Here is a 19,848-nt window from a genome sequence, read left to right on the forward strand (position 1 = left end):
CGCAGTACGTGACCGCGGGGACCTCCACGACCGGTGTCTCGCCGGGTGTGTGCACGTTCAAGGTCACCGGGGTGATCGCGTACTTCCTCGGATGAGCATGGGGGCTGGTGCGCACCGCGGGTGCGCACCAGCCCTTCTTGGTGTCGAGCAGCGAGCGAGAGAAGAGTCGGTGGAAGTCCAGGTTCGAGAGATGGTCCAGGGATACGGCCGTCGCCGGATCCTTGACGGCGTGACGTTCACCCTCGACGAGGGCATCACGGCGCTGTTGGGTCCGAACGGTGCTGGGAAGTCCACGCTCATGAGGACGCTCGTCACTGACCTGGCGCCGCGGGGTGGTGAGGTCCTGATCGACGGGCGGCCGGTGGACACCAGGTCCGGTCGGCACGCGGCACGGGAACGGATCGGTTACCTTCCGCAGAACTTCGGCTTTGATGCCAGGTTCCGGGTCGTGGAGTACGTGGAGTACCTCGCGTGGCTGCGCGGGATTCCCGCCTCGCAGCGGCCAGCTGCTGCCGACGCTGCGATCGCCGCGGTCGGGTTGTCGAACCAGAGCAGGATGACGATGGGAAGCCTCTCAGGAGGGATGCGTCAGCGAGCCGGGATCGCCGGTGCGATCGTCGGATCGCCGCAACTGCTCGTGCTCGACGAGCCGACTGTGGGCCTCGACCCGTCACAGCGTGCCGAGTTCCGCCGGGTCCTCACTTCGTTGCCGACCTCCAGGATCCTGTTGAGCACTCACCTGACCGACGACGTGGAGGCGGTAGCACAGCACGTGATTGTGCTCGCGCAGGGCCAGATCGCCCATCAGGGGCCCACCGCCGAGCTGATCGACACCTACGGTTCGGTCGACGCCGGTTACCTCGCCCTTGTAGACGTCGGCGACCCTGCCGGGCAGGGCGTGGTGACCCCGTGAGGATCCTGCGCACCGAGCTGCTGCGTTCGAGCCTGCTCTGGGTGACGCTTCCCGTGGCCGCGGCCTGGATCTGGCTGACGTTCAGCCGTTCGAACATGTGGCTGGGCTCGTGGCCTGCCGCATCGACGAACGTGACCGCACCGGCCGCCTACGCTGCCATCGTCTTGGGTGCGCTGGTCGGACTCGATGCTGCGCGCCGGCGACTCGGTCAGCCGACGGCCGCCTTGCGCATGAGCCGTCGTGGCTGGATGGGGCCAGCCGCGCAGCTCGCGGCCGGAGTGCTGCTGGCGCTGGTGCCGATGGTCATCGCGATGGCGGCGGTCACGATCTGGAACGCGCGCACTGCACCCCCGGGCCATCTGTGGGTCTCCTACGTGCTGTTCGCCGCCGCCGTGCTCGTCACTGCGCTGTGTGCATCTCACCTGATCGGCTACGCCGCGCCCTCGGTCGCGATCGCTGCACTGGCAGGAGCCGCGACGGGCTTCATCGCGACCGCTTACGCCGAGGTCCCGCTGTACGGTCCCCCCCATCTGGAGGTCAGTCCGGCGCGACTGGTGCTCGCGTGCGTCCTGGCCGTCGTCGCGCTGTTCGCCGCCGTGCTGGTGCCTGCCAGGGCTGCGGCTTCGACAAGGGCCCCAGGCGGAACGCGGTGGCGGGCGACGTCAGCGGGAGCAGCAGCTGCACTCGCCGCGGCGGTGATCGCTGTCCCGATGTTCTCCTCGTCGGTCCAGGTGCCACGGCCCGCACCCGCCGTCGCCTCCTGTACGGAGGGCAGCCCAGCAGTGTGCGTGTGGCCGGAGCACGCCGCCTATCTGCCCGACCTGGAGCCCCTCGCCTCCCGCGTTGCCGAGACGGCCGACGGCCTCTTGCCCCTGCCGGATCGATTCGTCGAGCAAGGTGTGGCCGAACCGCCCGCGGTCGTCAGCACCTTCGACTGGATCGCACCTGGGGCCGGCCTCTGGCATGTGACGGAGGGCATGGTCAACGTGGTGCTCAACACGGCGAGCGTGCAACGCGCCTGCCTGCCCACGACCGATGCCGGCTGGGAGCATCGGCGAGCGCTGACCGGCCAGCTCCAGTACTGGATGACGGCCAAGGCCTACGGCGACCAACGGCCGAACGCCTACCACGGACAGTTCGACGACTTCTCCCAGGCGCAGGACGCGCTGACACTGGACGAGGAGTCCCAGCGAGCATGGGCCGCGAACATCATCGCGCAGATGGACGACATCCCCTGCGCAGCGGAAGAACCGGTGTCGTGACGCGTCCGGCAGCGAACGCACTGGCTCTCTACGCACGGACCCACCACCTTCTGGTCTATGCCTTCAGCGCCGGGGTCCTCGGTGTGCTACTCGTGCCGGCCATGCGGGGAACGAGGGGGATCTCCAGCTGGGACGGCACCGCGACCACCCCGATCGCCGTCGCCATCGGTGCCGGCCTGGGCGTCGCCGCCGCGACGACCTGGACAGCACGCGGCGGGGCGCATGAGGACACGATGGTCACCCGGATCCCCGCGCTCGTGCGCGTCCTCCATCCCATCGTCGTGGGCGCTGCTTCAACCGCGGTCGCGGCGCTCTCTGCAGCGCTGGTGTACGGGAACGCCGGCCGCGTCGTGGTCTCCGTGCGAGCCGTGCTGCTGTGGAGCGCGCTGGCCTTCATCGGCGCGGCTCTCGGACGAGCGCAGCTCGCATGGGTCGGGCCAGCGGTCTACTTCCTGTTCCTGGGCACCGTGGGCTACCACTCCGACGGCACGCCTCTCTGGTGGAACGTCCCGATGCTGCCTCCGGCCGACATCGGCGCCTGGGCGCTCACTCTCGGGGTTGTCACCATGGCTGCTGTGGCTATCAGGGTGCGAACGGGCTAACGCTTGGAGAGTCCCGCCGTCTCACCGTTGACCGGGTCGCGGTCGTATCCGGTTCCGGTGGGCGTGACCTTGCGCAGCGCCCCGGTGTACGCGGTGCTGTTGTAGCCACCGACGGAGGTGCCGACCCCGCGGCAGCAGAGCACGACGCCGGTCTCCGCGGCATGTGCCGGGTTGGGTGGCGTGCCGCGGGTCACGCTCCCTGACCAGGTGCTCCGCGCGCCGCCTGGGTACCCTGCACACGTGAACGTGCTCTTCGACGTCTTCCTGTTCCTGCACTTCGTGGGCTGGGCCATCGTGCTCGGCGGCTACCTCGCGTCGATGCGCACCCCGGGCCTGTACCGCGGCGTGTTCCACGGCGCCGCCACCGCGCTGGTGGCCGGTGTCGTGATGTTCGGCATCATCGAGTCCCAGGGGTGGGGCTTCGACCGGGCGGCGCTCACCGTCAAGCTTCTCCTCGCCCTGGTGATCACCGTGCTCGCGTTCCTCGCCAAGCGTCAGGGCGCCAAGGGTGACAACGGCACGGGCGCCGTGGCCCCGGGCCTCAAGCACGCCATCGGGGGCCTGACCCTCGTCAACATGGTCGTCGCCGTCTTCTGGCTGGGCTGAGCGGCTCGTGAGCGGCCTCGGCGAGGTCCTGGTCGGGCTGGCGATCCTCGTCGGCCTGATCGGCATCGTCGTCCAGGTGCTCCCCGGCAACGTGCTGGTGCTGGGCGCGATCCTCGTGTGGTCGTGGACGACCGGTGGCGGGGCCTGGTGGGTGTTCGTCGCGGCCGCCGTCGTGATCGCCGTCGCCGAGCTGGGGCAGTGGCTCCTGGCCGGCCGGCACATGCGCAGGGCGGACGTCCCCTGGTCCACGCTCGCCTGGGGCGGGCTGGCAGGGGTGGTCGGGTTCTTCGTGATCCCGGTGGTGGGGCTGCTCATCTTCTTCGTCGGGGGCGTCTTCGTCGCCGAGCTGCTGCGCCGGCGCGACCGGCGGGCGGCGTGGCGGGCCACGGTCGCGGCGGTCCAGGCCACGGGGATCACGATCCTCGTGCAGCTCGCGGGCGGCCTCCTGGCCACCCTGGCCTGGGGCGTCGGGCTGTTCCTGACCTGAGCCGGCACGGGTCGCGGCCGGCAGAGCGTGGCTCGCCCCGCGCGTGAGGGTGCAGCGGTACGGTGCCGCGCATGAGGCACACCGACCTGCCGCTGATCAGGACCGTCTCCACGCCCACGCTGCACCCCTCGGGCGACCGCGCCGTCGTGGCCGTGACCCGGCCCGACCTGGACGCCGACGCCTACGTGGGCCAGCTGTGGACGGTGCCGCTCGACGGCGGCCGACCGCGCCGCACCACCCGCGGTTTCCGCGACACGACGCCCCGGTTCTCGCCCGACGGCACGCTGCTGGCGTTCCTGCGCGCGACGCCGGACGGTGCGCCGCAGCTCTACGTGGTGGACGCCGCGGGCGGCGAGCCCGTCCAGGTCACCGACCGCCTGCTCGGCGTCGGGGACTTCCGGTGGTCGCCCGACGGCGCGCGCATCGCGTTCACGAGCCGCGAGCCGGAGGCAGGCCGCTACGGGTCGGTGGAGGGCGTCGGCGCGGCTGCCGAGCCGCCGCGGCGCATCACCACCTGGCGGTACACGCAGAACGGGCTGGGCTACCACCGCGACCGGCCGCGGCACGTGTTCGTGGTGGACGTCCCGGACGTCACGGCCGAGCCGGTGGTGCAGCCGGTGGCCGGCCCCGGCGGGCCCGCCGAGCCGCGCCCGGCCGTGCCGCAGGCGCGCCAGCTCACCACCGTGCCGGTGGACCACGGGGAGATCGCCTTCACGCCGGACGGCGCGGCCCTCGCCGTCGTCGCGGCGGTGCACCCCGGGGCCGAGGACGACCTGCGCGACGACGTGCTGCTGCTGCGCCTCGACGGCGACGCGTCCGTCGCCGTGGGGCCGGAGGCCGACCTGACCGTCGAGGCCGTGGCGTTCGGGGCGGGGGGCGAGCTGTACGTGCTCGGCTCCGGCGTCGGCCCGGACGGGCGCGACTTCGTGGCGCGCAACGCGGCGCTGCACGTGGTGGAGGACGGCCGGGTGCGCAGGCTGACCGACCCGGAGGAGCTCGAGCTCTTCGGCCCGCTCGTGCCGACCGAGCAGGGCGTGCTCGCGGTGGCCGGCGTGCGCGGCACCCAGCAGCTCGTGCGCGTGGCGGGCGACGGCGCGGTGACCCACCTGACCTCGGGCGACGTGCTCGTGGAGGGTGCCGCCGCGGCGGGCGACGCCGTCGTCGTCGCCTACGCCGACCCGGGCACCTACGGGGATGTGGCCGTGCTGGACGCCGGTGCGGAGTGCGGGCTGCGTCCTCTCACGGACCTCTCGGCCCCGCTGCGCGAGGCCGGCGTGGTGACCCCGGTCGAGCTCGAGGTCACCGGCCGCGACGGCTACCCGGTGCACGGCTGGGTCGCCGTGCCCGACGCGGCGGAGCACGGCGAGGGCCCCCACCCCACGCTGCTGATGATCCACGGTGGGCCGTACGCCGCCTACGGGGTGGGCCTGTTCGACGAGACGCAGGTGCTGGTGGACGCCGGGTACGCCGTCGTCTACTGCAACCCGCGGGGCTCGGCGACGTACGGGCAGGCGCACGGCCGCACCATCCGTCAGGCGATGGGCACCGTGGACATGCACGACGTCCTCGACTTCCTCGACGGCGCGGTGTCCGCCGACCCGCGGCTGGACGGGTCCCGGGTGGGCATCCTGGGCGGCTCGTACGGCGGGTACCTCACGGCGTGGACGATCGCGCACGAGCACCGGTTCGCCGGCGCCGTCGTCGAGCGCGGCTTCCTGGACCCGGAGGCGTTCTTCGGCACGAGCGACATCGGCTGGTACTTCGGCCTGGAGTACGTGGGCGACCACGCCGCCGCGGCCGCCGCCGTGGCAGCCCAGAGCCCCCAGGCGGTGGCGCACCAGGTGCGCACGCCCACGCTCGTGCTGCACTCCGACCAGGACCTGCGCTGCCCGCTGTCCCAGGCGGAGCGGTACTACGCGACGCTCAAGCGCCACGGCGTGGACACGGAGCTCGTCGTCTTCCCCGGGGAGGACCACGAGCTGTCGCGCTCGGGCCGCCCGCGCCACCGCGCGCAGCGGTTCGAGATCCTGCTCGACTGGTGGGACCGCAAGCTGCCCGTGACCCGCTGAGCCGCCACGCGCGACCGAGGACACAGCCGGGGCGCACCGGGGTGTCCCCGGTGACGCCTACGCTTGTGGTGCGATGACGAGCCTCTTCGACCAGCTGCCCCTGCCCGGCCTCGGCGCCACCACCCCCGAGCCCGGGGCTCCCTCTCGCCTGCCCTCCACCGCCCCGCGGTGGGACGCGTGGGAGGAGGAGTCCGCCGACGGCGTGCCCCACTGGGTGCGGGAGGCGCCGGTCGACGACGAGGCGGCCCCGCGCGCGTCGGCGTTCTCGCACATCGACCCGGACGCGCTGCTGGAGGGGCTCAACCCGCAGCAGCGCGCCGCCGTCGTGCACCACGGGGCGCCGCTGCTCATCGTGGCCGGCGCCGGGTCGGGCAAGACGCGCGTGCTGACGCACCGCATCGCCCACCTGCTGGCCACGGGGCGTGCTCGTGCGGGGGAGATCCTCGCCATCACCTTCACCAACAAGGCCGCCGCGGAGATGCGCGAGCGCGTCGAGCAGCTCGTGGGCCCGGCCGCCCAGCGCATGTGGGTGTCCACGTTCCACTCCGCCTGCGTGCGGATCCTGCGCCGCGAGTACAAGACGCTCGGCCTGCGCTCGAGCTTCTCCATCTACGACGCCGCGGACTCCCAGCGCCTGGTCACGCTCGTGACCCGCGAGCTGAACCTGGACCCGAAGAAGTACCCGGCGCGGACGCTGGCCAACAAGATCAGCGACCTGAAGAACGAGCTCGTCGACCCGGAGACGTACGCGGCCGAGGGCGACAAGGACCAGGTCCTGGCGGACGTCTACGCCCGGTACCAGTCGCGGCTGCAGCAGGCGAGCGCGCTCGACTTCGACGACATCATCATGACCACGGTCAACCTGCTGCAGGCGTTCCCGGCCGTGGCCGAGCACTACCGCCGCCGGTTCCGGCACATCCTGGTGGACGAGTACCAGGACACGAACCACGCGCAGTACGTGCTGGTGCGCGAGCTGGCGGGGGCGGGGGACGACGAGACGGGCCTGGCGCCCGCGGAGCTGACGGTGGTGGGCGACTCCGACCAGTCGATCTACGCGTTCCGTGGCGCCACGATCCGCAACATCCTCGAGTTCGAGGACGACTACCCGCAGGCGACGACGATCCTGCTGGAGCAGAACTACCGCTCCACGCAGAACATCCTCTCGGCGGCCAACGCCGTCATCTCCCGCAACTCCGACCGCCGGCCCAAGAAGCTGTGGACGGCAGCGGGGTCGGGGCCCAAGATCATCGGCTACGTCGCGGACGACGAGCACCAGGAGGCTCGCTTCGTCGCGGAGGAGATCGACCGCCTCGGCGACACCGAGGGTGTGCGCCCGGGCGACGTCGCGGTGTTCTACCGGACCAACGCCCAGTCCCGGTCCCTGGAGGAGGTGCTGGTCCGCGTCGGCCTGCCGTACAAGGTGGTGGGCGGCACCCGGTTCTACGAGCGCCGCGAGATCAAGGACGCCATCGCCTACCTGCGCGCGCTGGCGAACCCGGACGACGACGTGAACCTGCGCCGGGTGCTCAACGTCCCCAAGCGCGGCCTGGGGGAGAAGGCCGAGGCGATGGTGGCGGCCTTCGCCGAGCGCGAGCGCATCTCGTTCGGCGCGGCGGTGGAGCGGGCCGAGGACGTGCCCGGCATCAGCACCCGCACCCTCAACCCGCTGCGCGCGTTCCGCGACCTCATGGGCGGGCTGCGCGAGCTCGTGGAGGCCGGGGAGGCGCCCGCGACGATCCTGGGGGCGGTGCTGGACCGCTCGGGCTACCTGGCCGAGCTGCGGGCGAGCGACGACCCGCAGGACGCGACGCGGGTCGAGAACCTCGCGGAGCTGCACGCCGTCGCCACGGAGTTCGCCGACACCGACCCGGACGGCACCCTCGACGACTTCCTGGAGCGCGTCTCCCTGGTGGCCGACTCCGACCAGATCCCGGACGCCGACGGCGACGACGAGGAGGCGGCCCGGCGCGAGGACCAGGGCGTGGTCACGCTGATGACCCTCCACACGGCCAAGGGCCTGGAGTTCCCGGTCGTGTTCCTCACCGGCATGGAGGATGGCACGTTCCCGCACATGCGGTCCCTGCACGACGACTCCGAGCTCGCCGAGGAGCGGCGTCTGGCCTACGTGGGCATCACTCGCGCCCGCGAGCGGCTGTACGTCTCGCGGGCGGCGATGCGCTCGGCGTGGGGCATGGCGAACGAGTTCCCGCCGAGCCGGTTCCTCGCGGACATCCCCGACGAGCTGTGGGACTGGCGGCGGCGGGAGTCGTCGACGCAGTACCTGCGAGGCGGCGGGTCGGCGTGGGGGTCGCGGGGCGGTGGCTCGCGCGGCTCCTCCTGGGGCGAGCGGGGGTCGGTCTCGACCGGTTCTTCCGGCTCGTCGTACGGGAGCAACCGGCTGGGCAGGCCGAAGAACGGCGGGACCGACGCCTCCGGCCCGCGGTTCGGCTCGGCGACGCCGCGCCAGGACGCCGACATCCCGAGCCTCGCCGTGGGGGACAAGGTCACCCACGACGCGTACGGCCTGGGCACCGTCGTCTCGCTCGAGGGCAGCGGCCCGAACGCCGTGGCCAAGATCGACTTCGGCTCGGACGGCACCAAGCGGTTGCTGCTGCGGTACTCGCCGGTCACCAAGCTGTAGCCCGCACGGCGTCAGGCGGCGTCTGCGGCCTCCACGGCGGTGCGCAGCGCCGGCAGGTCCACGCCCGCCTCGTGCGCAGCGTCGGCGAGCACCCGCCCGCCGGGGCAGTCGGCGCGCAGCAGCCCGAGCAGCAGGTGCCGGGGACCGATGCTCTTGTCCTGGAGACGGAGCGCCTCGCGCAGCGCGAGCTCGAGCGCCTTCTTGGCGTCGCCCGTGAACGGGACGTGACCCCTGGTGCCGCGTCGGCGGCGCCGGGCCGCCGCGTCGAGGGCGCCGGCGCCGAACACCTCGTCGGCTCTGGCACGGACGGTGTCCAGGTCGATGCCGAGGGAGGCCAGCGCCTCGCCGTCGAGCACGTCGCCGGCGGCTATCGCGGCGCGCGCCCGGGCGACGACGTGGTCGGGCGCGACGCCGGTGCCGGCGACGGCCTCGCGCAGCGGGGCCGGGTCGACACGGACGCCGTCGACGAGGTGCCCGCCGTCCTCCAGCAGGGCGACGAGCAGGTGGCGGGTGTCGATCTGCTCCGAGCGGAGCGCGCGGGCGACCTCCTGCGCGGTGACGACGGCGGCGCGAGCTCCGCCGGTGAACCTCTCGAACATCTCTCTCACGCCTTCCCGTGCTTCTTGTGGGCTGCCTGCCTGCTGACGCCGAGCGCGGCGGCGATCTGCTCCCACGACCACCCGAGGCTCCGGGCTCGTTGCACCTGGAGGGTCTCGAGGCGGTCGGCGAGCTCGCGCAGCGCCCGGACGGCGCGCAGGCCCTGCTGGGGGTCGTCGCCCGCCGCGGAGGTGAGGAGCGTCTGGCCGTCGGACATGTGTCAACTCTGATTGACACAAGGTCCCGTGTCAACATCTGTTGACACCCGCGCCGCCACGGGGCCCGCCGGCGTCCGGGCCGCCGCGGGGCCCCCTCGTGCTGCGTGCGGGACGAGTTGTGTGACGGCGGTCACCCTGGCTGCGTGAGCAGGGCGTTAGGCGCCGTCCCGCGCCCGGGCTACCCTTGCCGGGGATGTCTTGACGTCGAGACATCGCAGGCAGGCCTCTGCCGGACCACGGGCACAGAGGTTCAACCGATGGAAGGACGCAGCAGGGTGGACCTGTTCGAATACCAGGCGCGCGACATCTTCGAGAAGCACGGCGTGCCCGTGCTGGGCGGCGTCGTGGCCACGACGCCCGCCGAGGCCCAGGCGGCCGCCGAGCAGCTCGGCGGCGGCACCGTCGTCGTCAAGGCGCAGGTGAAGACCGGCGGCCGTGGCAAGGCCGGCGGCGTCAAGCTCGCGCACTCGCCGCAGGAGGCCGCCGAGAAGGCCGGCGAGATCCTCGGCATGGACATCAAGGGCCACACCGTGCACCGCGTGATGATCGCGCAGGGTGCCAAGATCGCCGAGGAGTTCTACTTCTCGGTGCTGCTGGACCGCTCCAACCGCAACTACCTGGCCATGTGCTCGGTCGAGGGCGGCATGGAGATCGAGCAGCTCGCCGTCGAGCGCCCCGACGCCCTCGCCAAGGTCGCCGTGGACCCGATCGTGGGCATCGACGAGGCCAAGGCGAACGAGATCGTCGAGACCGCCGGCTTCTCCGACGAGCTCAAGGCCCCCGTCGCCGACGTCATCCGCAAGCTGTGGACCGTCTTTACCGCCGAGGACGCCACGCTGGTCGAGGTCAACCCGCTGGTCCGTACCGAGGACGGCGCCATCATCGCCCTCGACGGCAAGGTCACCCTGGACGACAACGCCTCCGAGGTCCGCCACCCGGACCACGAGGAGCTCGAGGACAAGGAGACGGCCGACCCGCTGGAGGCCAAGGCCAAGGCGAACGGCCTCAACTACGTCAAGCTCGACGGCGAGGTCGGCATCATCGGCAACGGCGCTGGCCTGGTCATGAGCACCCTCGACGTCGTCGCGTACGCCGGCGAGAAGCACGGCGGCGTCAAGCCCGCCAACTTCCTCGACATCGGCGGTGGCGCCAACGCCCAGGTCATGGCCAACGGCCTGGACGTCATCCTCAACGACCCGCAGGTCAGGTCGGTGTTCGTCAACGTCTTCGGCGGCATCACCGCGTGCGACGAGGTCGCCAAGGGCATCGTCGGCGCGCTGGAGATCCTCGGCGACGAGGCCACCAAGCCGCTGGTGGTGCGCCTGGACGGCAACAACGTCGAGCTCGGCCGCCAGATCCTCACCGAGGCGAACCACCCGCTCGTCACCCTGGCCGAGACCATGGACGGCGGTGCCGACAAGGCCGCCGAGCTGGCCAACGCCTGATCGCCCGAGACGACACGCGAAGACTCCGGAAGCAGAGACTGAAACCACTATGTCGATCTACCTGAACAAGGACTCGAAGATCATCGTCCAGGGCATCACAGGCGGGATGGGTGCCAAGCACACCGCCCTGATGCTCGACTCGGGCGCTCAGATCGTGGGCGGCGTCAACGCCCGCAAGGCCGGCACCACCGTGACGCACAAGGACCACGAGGGCAACGACGTCACCCTCCCGGTCTTCGGCACCGTCAAGGAGGCCATGGCCGAGACCGGTGCGAACGTGTCGGTGCTGTTCGTGCCGCCGGCGTTCACCAAGGACGCCGCGATCGAGGCCATCGACGCCGAGATGCCGCTCATCGTGGTCATCACCGAGGGCGTGCCGGTGCAGGACACGGCCGAGGTCTGGGCGTACCTGCAGGGCAAGTCCACCCGCATGATCGGCCCGAACTGCCCGGGCATCATCACGCCGGGCGAGTCGCTGGCCGGCATCACGCCGCACACCATCACGGGCAAGGGCCCGATCGGTCTGGTGTCGAAGTCGGGCACGCTGACCTACCAGATGATGTACGAGCTCAAGGACTTCGGGTTCTCCACCGCCATCGGCATCGGCGGTGACCCGATCGTGGGCACCACGCACATCGACGCGCTCGAGGCCTTCGAGAACGACCCCGAGACCAAGGCGATCGTCATGATCGGCGAGATCGGCGGCGACGCCGAGGAGCGTGCCGCGGCCTACATCAAGGAGCACGTGACGAAGCCCGTGGTGGGCTACGTCGCCGGCTTCACCGCCCCCGAGGGCAAGACGATGGGCCACGCCGGTGCGATCGTGTCCGGCTCGGCCGGCACCGCGGCCGCCAAGAAGGAGGCCCTGGAGGCCGTGGGCGTCAAGGTCGGCAAGACGCCGTCCGAGACGGCCGCCCTCATGCGGGAGATCCTGCAGAACCTCTGACGCGCAGCGTCCTGACGGCGCCCGTCCCCGCTCGTGCGGGGGCGGGCGCCGTCGTCGTCCCTCGGCGTGGACTCTCCACGCACGGGGTGAGGCAGGGGACGATGGGTGGGTGAGCCCCACCCGCACCCCTCCACGCACCGTCGACGCCGACGCCGGGCCCCGGTCGCCGGGGCTCGGCGACCGGGTCGCCTGGACGATGTCCGGGGTGTGGGCCGTGGTCCAGGGCGTGGTGCTGTCGTTCGCCGTGGTGATGCTGCTGACGGTGGTGGCGGTGCTGGGAGCGCCTGGCACGGGCACGGCGGACGGCCTGTGGGAAGGCGCCTCCCGCGTGGCGGGCGGCCTGTGGCTGCTGGGTCACGGCGCGCCGGTCGTGGCAGGCGGGATCACCTACACGTTCGTGCCGCTCGGGATCGGGGCGCTGGCGCTGTTCACCACGTACGTGAGCGCCAAGCGGTCGGCGCTCCCCTCGGTCGGGGCCGTGGTCGCGGGGACGCTCACGTACGTCGCGCTCACGGGCGGTGGCGCCGCGGCGGGCGGGCTGCGCGGCACCGACCTCGTCATGGCGGTGGTCGGGGGGCTCGTGGTCGGCGGGACCGGCATGGTCGTCGGCGTGCTGGCCCAGCCGGACGCACCGCGGGTGGGCGAGGTCTCCGAGCGGGTCTTCGGCGTCGTGCCCCCGGTCGCCCGACTGGGCGTGCGTGCAGGAGCCCTGGCGCTGGCGCTGGTCACCGGCGTGAGCGCGCTTCTGGTCGGGGGGTGGACGGTGGCGGGACGCACCACCACCGACGACGTCGTGGCCACGCTCGCCCCCGGCTGGATCGGGGGCGTCGTGCTGGCGCTGGCCCAGCTCGCCGTGGTGCCGAACCTGGTGGTGTGGGCCTCGGCGTGGTTGGCCGGCCCGGGCTTCGCCGTGGGCCAGGGCACGTCGTTCGCCCCGGGCGGCGTGGTGGACGGGCCGCTGCCCGCGCTGCCCGTGCTGGGTGCGCTGCCGGGCCCGCACTGGACGGGTGGCGGGCTCCTCTGGGCACCGGCGGTGGTGGTGCTGTGCGGGGTGGTCGCCGGGTGGTTCGCGTGGCGGCGGCTGGAGCCGTCGCTCGTGCGCTGGACGGACGTGGCGCAGGTGGTGGCCGGGGTCGCCGTCACCACGGCGGCCGGCACGGCGCTCCTGCAGCTGTGGGCCGGGGGAGCGGCGGGGGCAGGCCGGCTGGCCCAGGTGGGGGCCGACCCGCTGGTGACGGCCGGCCTCGTCGCGGCCGAGACCGTGGTCGGCGCGGCCGTGGTGGTCGTCACGGCGCACCTGGTCACCGCGCGCAGGTCGAGGGAGCGCTGAGGCGGTCCGACTAGGCTCCCTCCCGTGCAGACCCCCTCCGGACACCCTGTCGAGTCCACGTCCGCGGCACGCGTCGTCGTGCTCGCCTCGGGCGGTGGCTCCAACCTCGCGGCCCTGCTGGCGGCGCACGACGAGCCCGGCTTCGGCGCCCGCGTCGTCGGCGTGGTGAGCGACCGGCCGCGCGCGGGCGCGCTGGACCTGGCCCGCGACGCGGGAGTGCCGGCCGTCGTCGTCGACCCGGCCGACTTCCCCGACCGCCCGGCCTGGAACCGCGGCACGGCCGACGCCGTCGCGGTGTTCCGGCCCGACCTGGTGGTGCTCGCGGGCTTCATGCGGATCCTGGCCCCGGAGTTCGTGGGCCGGTTCGAGCCGCGCATCCTCAACACGCACCCGGCGCTGCTGCCCAGCTTCCCGGGAGCCCACGGGGTGCGGGACGCGCTGGCGCACGGCGTCAAGGTCACCGGCTGCACCGTGCACCTGGTCGACACCGGCGTGGACACCGGGCCGATCCTCGCCCAGGCCGCGGTGCCGGTGCTGGACGACGACGACGAGGCCTCGCTGCACGAGCGCATCAAGGTGGCCGAGCGTGCGCTGCTGGTGGAGACGGTCGGGCGCGTCGCCCGCGAGGGCGTGCACGTGGTGGGTCGCAGGGCCGTCGTCGGCGCCTGACCCGGGCGGGGTGGCGTGAGCGGGCGCCCGCTAGACTCGGCAGCGGCCGTGACTGGCGAGGGTGGGTCACCACCGGGGAGCGGCCAGGTCCGCAGGGCGCCGACGGCGCCCGGGACCGCCCCACCATGTGCGCCGCCCGCCTGGGCGCCGGGGTCCTTCGACACCGTCCGAACGACCCTCGAGGAGACTCGATGTCCGGCACCGCCCCGTCCGCAGACGCCTCCGGCACCTCCGCGGCCAAGGTCCACTCGTCCGCCCCTGACGTGCAGCTCGCCGACGACGCGCAGCGCCCCGTGCGACGCGCCCTGCTGAGCGTCTTCGACAAGACGGGCCTGGTCGACCTGGCCACGGCCCTGCACGAGGCGGGCGTGGAGCTGGTCTCGACCGGCTCGACGGCGTCCACGATCGCCGGCGCCGGTCTGCCCGTCACGCGGGTGGAGGACCTGACCGGGTTCCCGGAGTGCCTGGAGGGCCGGGTCAAGACGCTGCACCCGCGGGTGCACGCCGGCATCCTGGCCGACTCCCGCAAGGCGGACCACCTGCGCCAGCTCGAGGAGCTGGACATCGCGCCGTTCGAGCTCGTGGTGGTGAACCTCTACCCGTTCGCGCAGACGCTGGCCACGGGGGCCGACGAGAACACGATGGTCGAGCAGATCGACATCGGCGGCCCCTCGATGGTGCGCGCGGCGGCGAAGAACCACCCGTCGGTCGCCGTCGTGGTGGACCCGGCGCGCTACCCCGACGTCGTCGCGGCGGTGCGGGCGGGCGGCTTCACGTACGCCCAGCGCAAGGAGCTGGCGGCCGCCGCGTTCGTGCACACGGCCACCTACGACGTCGCCGTGGCCTCGTGGATGGGCAGCGCGGTGGCGCCCACCGACGTCGTCGAGACTCTCGAGGGGGCCTTGTCCACGGGCTTCCCGGCCTGGCTCGGCGCCACGTGGGAGCGCGCGGACGTGCTGCGCTACGGCGAGAACCCGCACCAGCGGGCGGCGCTGTACACGAGCGGGCAGGGTGAGCCGGGGCTGGCCCAGGCGGTGCAGCTGCACGGCAAGGCGATGAGCTACAACAACTACGTCGACGCCGACGCGGCCTGGCGTGCCGCCTGGGACCACGAGGGCCCGGCCGTCGCGATCATCAAGCACGCCAACCCGTGCGGGATCGCCGTGGGCGCCGACATCGCGGAGGCGCACCGCCGCGCCCACGCCACCGACCCGGTGAGCGCGTTCGGCGGTGTCGTCGCGGCCAACGGCGTCATCACCAAGGAGGCCGCGGAGCAGATCGCCCCGGTCTTCACCGAGGTGGTCGTGGCGCCGGGGTTCGAGCCCGAGGCCCTCGAGGTGCTGCAGGCCAAGAAGAACGTGCGCCTGCTCGTCGTGGACACGCCCCCGGCGGCGGGCGTGGAGACCCGACCGATCTCGGGCGGTCTGCTCGTCCAGGCCAAGGACACCTTCCAGGCCGAGGGCGACGACCCCGCCACGTGGACCCTCGCCACCGGCGAGGCCGTGGACGAGGCGACGCTCGCCGACCTCGCCTTCGCGTGGCGGGCCGTGCGCGCCGCCAAGTCCAACGCGATCCTCCTGGCCAAGGACGGCGCCGCCGTCGGCATCGGCATGGGGCAGGTCAACCGGGTGGACTCGTGCCGCCTCGCCGTCGAGCGGGCCAACACCCTGGCGGACGGGCAGGAGCGGGCGCGCGGCGCGGTCGCGGCGTCGGACGCCTTCTTCCCCTTCGCCGACGGCCTCCAGGTGCTGCTCGACGCCGGTGTGCGGGCCGTCGTCCAGCCGGGCGGGTCGATCCGCGACGAGGAGGTCGTCCAGGCGGCCGCGGCGGCCGGTGTGACCATGTACCTCACGGGCACCCGCCACTTCGCCCACTGAGTCGCCACTGAGTGCGCCACTGAGTCGCCTTCCGAGTCGCCTCCGAGTCGTCACTGAGACCCGCCGCACCGTCCAGGAGCAGCGCACGCCCGGCGTGCGCTGCTCCTGGACGGAGCGGGGTCACACGACGGCGTCCTTGAGCCGCACCGCCGGGTCGACGGCGCGCTCGACCGCGACCCGCAGCGGCTCGCTGCCGTTCATCAGCCGCCGCACGGTGCCGACGTCGCGCGGCGAGTCGACGAGGAGCACCGCCCGCACGCGGGCGACGCGGTGGCCGTCGGCCGTGCGCCGGGGGTGCCGGTCGAGCGCCTGCTCCAGGTAGAACGCCGCCCACGGGCCCTCGCCCGGCACCCCGCGGAGCACCACCTCCTCGACCCCGGTGGGCAGGCCCAGGAGCGCGAGGTCGTGGCCGAGCTGGCGCGAGAAGACGTACGGCGCGTGCCGCGGCACGGGGGGCAGCCCCAGCCGCGCCCGCACCTCCTCCGGCTCCGCCGGGGCCTCGTCCAGCCCCAGCATCGCCCGCACGGTCACCTCGGGGTCGTGCAGGGCCGCCGACCAGTGCCCTCCCGGCACCGGGCCGAACACGGGGTGGTCGCGGGTGGCGACGTCGCCCACGGCCCACACCCGGGCCAGCGTCGCGGCGCCGAGCCGCCCCACGCCGTCGGCCGGCGTGGCACGGCCGGTCAGGCGCCCGGAGGCGTCGACGCGCAGCGCACCCCGGGCGTCGAGCGGCAGCGCCCCCGCGAGCCATCCCGACGCCGGCCGGGCGCCGACGGCAGCCAGCACGACGTCGGCCGGCAGGTGCTCGCCGGACTCCAGGCGCACCCCGCCCACGCCGACCTCGGACACCGCCGAGCCCGTGACCAGGCGGACGCCGGCCGCCTCGTACCAGGGGGCGAGGTGAGCACCGACGACGGCGCCCAGCTGCCGCTCCACGGGAGTCGCCGCCGCCTCGACCACGGTGACCTCGGCGCCCTGGCCGGCGGCGACCCCCGCGACCTCGGCCCCCACCCAGCCGGCCCCGACGACCACCAGCCGCAGGCCCGGCCGCAGCGCGGCGCGCAGCCTCTCGGCGTCAGCCGCCGTGTGCAGGGTCCACGCCGGTTCCCACCCCGCAGGCCGCACCGGCTCCGACCCCACGGCGAGCACCACGGCGTCCGCCACCAGGCGGTCTCCTGACGCCGTGACCACGGCGACCGCGTCAGGGGCGGCCTCGAGCCGCACGGCCGGGTCGGACAGCCGCACCTCGTCGGCGAGCTGGCGCACGTCCACGCCCAGGTCCTCGTGCAGCCACACCGGCGCGGGGCGCGAGAACATCTCCTTCGACAGGGGAGGCCGGTCGTACGGCGGCACCCCCTCGGCGCCCAGCACCGTCAGGCGGCCGTCGAAGCCGTGCTCCCGCAGGGCCCCCACGGTCTGGGCGCCCGCGAGACCGGCGCCCACCACCACCACGCTCCGGGGCGGTCCCGCGGGCAGCGGCACGGGCAGGGCAGGGAAACGGCGGGGGGCAGGACGCAGCGGCACGCCCTCACGCTAACCGGCCCGCGGGGCCGGTGGCCGCCGACGGTAGGCTCGCCCCCGTGGAACCCCGCTCCGCCCCCGGCCCGGACGCCCCCACGCCCCCGTCGGGCACCGGGAGGTTCCGCGGACCGGACCCCCGCCTCTCCCTCGTGGTGGCGATGAGCGGGATCACCGTCGCCGCGCTCCTGGGTGCGTTCGTCAGCGCCCGGCTCGGTGCCCTCGCCATCGCGCTGACGCTCGCCGTCGCCGGCACGTGGCGGGCGCTCGCCCCCCGCGCTACCCAGGCGGCGGGCATCGCCGTCCGCGGCAAGGGGCTCGACGTCTTCACCTACCTCGCGATGGCGTCGGTCATCGCGTTCCTCGCCCTCACGGTGCCCCGGCTCGGCTGAGCCGCGCTCGCGACGGGCGTGTGCACGACAGAGCGGCCCCCGTCGTCCTGGGACGACGGGGGCCGCTCTGCGCTCAGGGCGTCAGGCCTTGGGCTCGCCCGGCTCCTGCGAGCCCTCCGGAGCCGGCAGCGACTCCGGCTCGGCAGCGGGCTCCGTCTTCTCGGGAGACGCCTCGACGACCGGCTCGGTCGCCGAGGGCTGCGTCGTTGCCTCGGTGCTCGCCGTCGCCGGGGCGGTCGCCGCGGCCGTGGAAGGCTCGACGTCCTCGTCACCGGCGGGCTCGACGCCGTACGTCTCCTCGAGCTCGTCCAGCGCCTCGTCGCCGTCCACCACCGTGACCGGAGCGAACGCGCGGTAGAACAGCGCGGCGAGCGCGGCACCCGCGAGCGGGGCGAGGAAGAACAGGACGAACTGCTGCCAGATCGTGGTGTCGCCGGCGAACAGCGCCGAGGCGAACGAGCGCGCCGGGTTGAGGCCGGTGTTCGTGACGGGCCACGAGATGATGTGCAGCGCGCTGAGGGTCAGGCCCACGACCACGGGCGGGTAGGGGACGCGCGAGCGCTCGTCCCGGCTGCCGAAGATCACGCCCACGAAGATGGCGGCGATGATGACCTCGACCAGCAGGGCGGCCACCATCGAGAACTCGGTCTGGCCCTGCGCGAGGCGCGAGAGCGGGGAGTGCTCGCCGAACCCGTTGGCCGTCTGGCCGAGGAACGCGCCCTTGCCGTCCAGGCCGATGAGGCCCGGGAAGCCGGCGGGGACGATCGACCAGAGCACGAGCGCCGAGACGCCGGCGCCGAAGAACTGCGCCAGCCAGTACGGCAGCACGTTGCGCCACGACGTGCGCCCGGCCAGCGCCATGCCGAAGGTCACGGCGGGGTTGAAGTGCCCGCCCGAGACGTGCCCGACCGAGGCCACGGCGGCCATGAGCATGATGCCCGCGGCCAGCGCGACCGGGACGATCGAGCCCTGGTTGAGCTGCAGGTTGAACGTCCAGGTGCCGACGATGCCCAGCACCAGGATGAAGGTGCCGAAGGCCTCAGCGGCCATCCGGGTGAACAGGGGGTACGCGGGCTGTGCGGGCGTGGTGGCGCCTGCGGTGGCCGCCGGGGCGGCAAAGTCCTGGGACATGAGAATCCTTGTGTCTCGTCCGGTGCTGTCGGGGGCACGGTACAGGCCGCGACTGGGTGACGACAGGGTGTGCCCTGACAGGCCGCGGGACCGGGCCGACCCCTCGCGCCGTGCCCGGACCTGCGCCAGAGTGTCCCCATGACCACCTCACCCGTGACCGTCACCGTCACCGGGGCCGCCGGGCAGATCGGGTACGCGCTGCTGTTCCGCATCGGCGCGGGCCAGCTGCTGGGCCCTGACACCCCCGTGCGCCTGCGGCTCCTGGAGATCCCGCAGGCGGTGCAGGCCGCCGAGGGGGTGGCGATGGAGCTCGACGACTGCGCGTTCCCGCTGCTCGACGGCGTGGACGTCTCCGACGACCCGCGCACGGCGTTCGACGGCGCGAACGTCGCGCTCCTGGTGGGTGCGCGCCCGCGCGGCAAGGGGATGGAGCGTGCCGACCTGCTGGAGGCCAACGGCGGGATCTTCGGGCCGCAGGGCCGGGCGATCAACGACGTGGCGGCGGACGACGTGCGTGTCCTGGTGGTCGGCAACCCGGCCAACACCAACGCGCTGATCGCCGCATCGAGCGCGCCGGACGTGCCGCGGAGCCGGTTCACCGCGATGACACGGCTGGACCACAACCGGGCGCTGTCCCAGGTGGCCCGGCGCGCCGGGGTGCCGGTGGCGCAGGTGCGCCGGCTCAGCATCTGGGGCAACCACTCCGCCTCCCAGTACCCGGACCTCTTCCACGCCCAGGTGGGCGACCGGCCGGGCTCAGACCTCGCCGCCGACCGGGGGTGGCTCACCGACGACTTCATCCCCACGGTCGCCAAGCGGGGCGCCGCGATCATCGAGGCCCGCGGCGCGTCGTCCCAGGCGTCGGCTGCGAACGCCGCGATCGACCACGTGCGGGACTGGTACGCGGGCACGCCCGAGGGCGACTGGACGAGCGCGGGGATCTGGTCCACCGGCGAGTACGGGGTGCCCGAGGGGCTGATCAGCTCGTTCCCCGTCACCTCCGACGGCCGGGACTGGTCGGTGGTCGAGGGCCTGGAGATCGACCCGTTCTCGCGCGAGCGGATCGACGCGTCCGTGGCGGAGCTGCTGGAGGAGCGCGAGGCCGTGCGGGCGCTCGGCCTGGTCTGAGCCGCCCTCGCGGTGCG

General features: G+C 73.5%; 19 protein-coding genes. 14 read left to right on the plus strand and 5 right to left on the minus strand.

All coding sequences use genetic code 11. The features are described from left to right. Positions 1–190: 190 nt before the first annotated feature. The 3 genes from DNL40_RS00645 (at position 191) to DNL40_RS00655 (ending at position 2,777) form a co-directional block, all read left to right on the plus strand. The gene (locus DNL40_RS00645) at positions 191–913 is read left to right on the plus strand and encodes an ATP-binding cassette domain-containing protein (protein WP_218925969.1); all 723 of its coding nucleotides are present in this window, start codon (positions 191–193) and stop codon (positions 911–913) included. Continuing rightward, on the plus strand, positions 910–2,175 hold the full coding sequence (locus DNL40_RS00650; protein WP_111249306.1) for a DUF7224 domain-containing protein: 1,266 nt from the start codon (positions 910–912) through the stop codon (positions 2,173–2,175). The genes DNL40_RS00645 and DNL40_RS00650 overlap by 4 nt, the downstream gene beginning before the upstream one ends. 101 nt (positions 2,176–2,276) lie before the next feature. Beyond that, a complete protein-coding gene (locus tag DNL40_RS00655) occupies positions 2,277–2,777 on the plus strand; it encodes a hypothetical protein (RefSeq protein ID WP_146251986.1) in 501 nt (166 codons plus the stop codon). Here the strand turns inward: DNL40_RS00655 and DNL40_RS00660 are convergent. After that, positions 2,774–2,971: a hypothetical protein gene (locus tag DNL40_RS00660; RefSeq protein ID WP_111249308.1), complete on the minus strand. Its 198-nt coding sequence runs from the start codon at positions 2,969–2,971 to the stop codon at positions 2,774–2,776. The two genes, DNL40_RS00655 and DNL40_RS00660, sit on opposite strands and share 4 nt — an antisense overlap. Before the next feature lie 46 nt (positions 2,972–3,017). Between DNL40_RS00660 and DNL40_RS00665 the strand changes: the two genes are divergently transcribed. The 4 genes from DNL40_RS00665 to pcrA all read left to right on the plus strand — a co-directional run bounded on the left by DNL40_RS00665 (position 3,018) and on the right by pcrA (position 8,580). Continuing rightward, positions 3,018–3,383: a hypothetical protein gene (locus DNL40_RS00665; protein WP_111249309.1), complete on the plus strand. Its 366-nt coding sequence runs from the start codon at positions 3,018–3,020 to the stop codon at positions 3,381–3,383. A gap of 7 nt (positions 3,384–3,390) precedes the next feature. Next, a complete protein-coding gene (locus DNL40_RS00670) occupies positions 3,391–3,870 on the plus strand; it encodes a DUF456 domain-containing protein (protein ID WP_111249310.1) in 480 nt (159 codons plus the stop codon). A gap of 71 nt (positions 3,871–3,941) precedes the next feature. Further along, positions 3,942–5,939 (plus strand): alpha/beta hydrolase family protein, encoded by a 1,998-nt coding sequence (locus tag DNL40_RS00675; RefSeq protein WP_111249311.1) that lies wholly within the window; start codon positions 3,942–3,944, stop codon positions 5,937–5,939. Positions 5,940–6,012: 73 nt separating this feature from the next. Further along, positions 6,013–8,580, plus strand: coding sequence for a DNA helicase PcrA (pcrA, locus tag DNL40_RS00680; protein WP_111249312.1), 2,568 nt, complete (start codon positions 6,013–6,015; stop codon positions 8,578–8,580). An 11-nt stretch (positions 8,581–8,591) separates the two neighbouring features. On the opposite strand, the gene DNL40_RS00685 is transcribed toward pcrA, so the two are convergent. Together DNL40_RS00685 and DNL40_RS00690 are read right to left on the minus strand one after the other, a co-directional pair. After that, positions 8,592–9,179 (minus strand): Clp protease N-terminal domain-containing protein, encoded by a 588-nt coding sequence (locus DNL40_RS00685; protein ID WP_111249313.1) that lies wholly within the window; start codon positions 9,177–9,179, stop codon positions 8,592–8,594. Positions 9,180–9,184: 5 nt separating this feature from the next. Next, a complete protein-coding gene (locus DNL40_RS00690; protein ID WP_111249314.1) occupies positions 9,185–9,394 on the minus strand; it encodes an RNA polymerase subunit sigma-70 in 210 nt (69 codons plus the stop codon). Positions 9,395–9,670: 276 nt separating this feature from the next. On the opposite strand from DNL40_RS00690, the gene sucC reads away from it, so the two are divergent. From sucC to purH, 5 genes are all read left to right on the plus strand, one after another. Continuing rightward, positions 9,671–10,840, plus strand: a complete 1,170-nt coding sequence (gene sucC / locus DNL40_RS00695; RefSeq protein WP_111249315.1) for an ADP-forming succinate--CoA ligase subunit beta — start codon at positions 9,671–9,673, stop codon at positions 10,838–10,840. Positions 10,841–10,889: 49 nt separating this feature from the next. Next, positions 10,890–11,786, plus strand: coding sequence for a succinate--CoA ligase subunit alpha (gene sucD / locus DNL40_RS00700; RefSeq protein ID WP_111249316.1), 897 nt, complete (start codon positions 10,890–10,892; stop codon positions 11,784–11,786). A gap of 109 nt (positions 11,787–11,895) precedes the next feature. Beyond that, complete coding sequence (locus DNL40_RS00705) at positions 11,896–13,116, plus strand: cell division protein PerM (RefSeq protein ID WP_111249317.1); 1,221 nt, start codon at positions 11,896–11,898, stop codon at positions 13,114–13,116. 24 nt (positions 13,117–13,140) lie between these two features. Then, the gene (purN, locus tag DNL40_RS00710; protein ID WP_111249318.1) at positions 13,141–13,785 is read left to right on the plus strand and encodes a phosphoribosylglycinamide formyltransferase; all 645 of its coding nucleotides are present in this window, start codon (positions 13,141–13,143) and stop codon (positions 13,783–13,785) included. Positions 13,786–13,976: 191 nt separating this feature from the next. After that, a complete protein-coding gene (gene purH, locus DNL40_RS00715) occupies positions 13,977–15,662 on the plus strand; it encodes a bifunctional phosphoribosylaminoimidazolecarboxamide formyltransferase/IMP cyclohydrolase (RefSeq protein ID WP_111249319.1) in 1,686 nt (561 codons plus the stop codon). Positions 15,663–15,782: 120 nt separating this feature from the next. Here purH and DNL40_RS00720 read toward each other — a convergent pair whose 3' ends face one another. Further along, positions 15,783–17,186 (minus strand): NAD(P)/FAD-dependent oxidoreductase, encoded by a 1,404-nt coding sequence (locus DNL40_RS00720; protein WP_111249320.1) that lies wholly within the window; start codon positions 17,184–17,186, stop codon positions 15,783–15,785. A gap of 56 nt (positions 17,187–17,242) precedes the next feature. On the opposite strand from DNL40_RS00720, the gene DNL40_RS00725 reads away from it, so the two are divergent. Next, the gene (locus DNL40_RS00725) at positions 17,243–17,572 is read left to right on the plus strand and encodes a DUF3017 domain-containing protein (RefSeq protein ID WP_245885547.1); all 330 of its coding nucleotides are present in this window, start codon (positions 17,243–17,245) and stop codon (positions 17,570–17,572) included. Between the two features lie 81 nt (positions 17,573–17,653). Here the strand turns inward: DNL40_RS00725 and DNL40_RS00730 are convergent, their stop codons facing one another. Then, positions 17,654–18,703 (minus strand): MIP/aquaporin family protein, encoded by a 1,050-nt coding sequence (locus tag DNL40_RS00730; RefSeq protein ID WP_111249322.1) that lies wholly within the window; start codon positions 18,701–18,703, stop codon positions 17,654–17,656. A gap of 138 nt (positions 18,704–18,841) precedes the next feature. Between DNL40_RS00730 and DNL40_RS00735 the strand changes: the two genes are divergently transcribed. Continuing rightward, positions 18,842–19,831, plus strand: a complete 990-nt coding sequence (locus DNL40_RS00735) for a malate dehydrogenase (protein ID WP_111249323.1) — start codon at positions 18,842–18,844, stop codon at positions 19,829–19,831. Positions 19,832–19,848: the final 17 nt, after the last annotated feature.

Source organism: Xylanimonas oleitrophica (assembly GCF_003244315.1).
Classification (GTDB): Bacteria; Actinomycetota; Actinomycetes; order Actinomycetales; family Cellulomonadaceae; genus Xylanimonas_A; species Xylanimonas_A oleitrophica.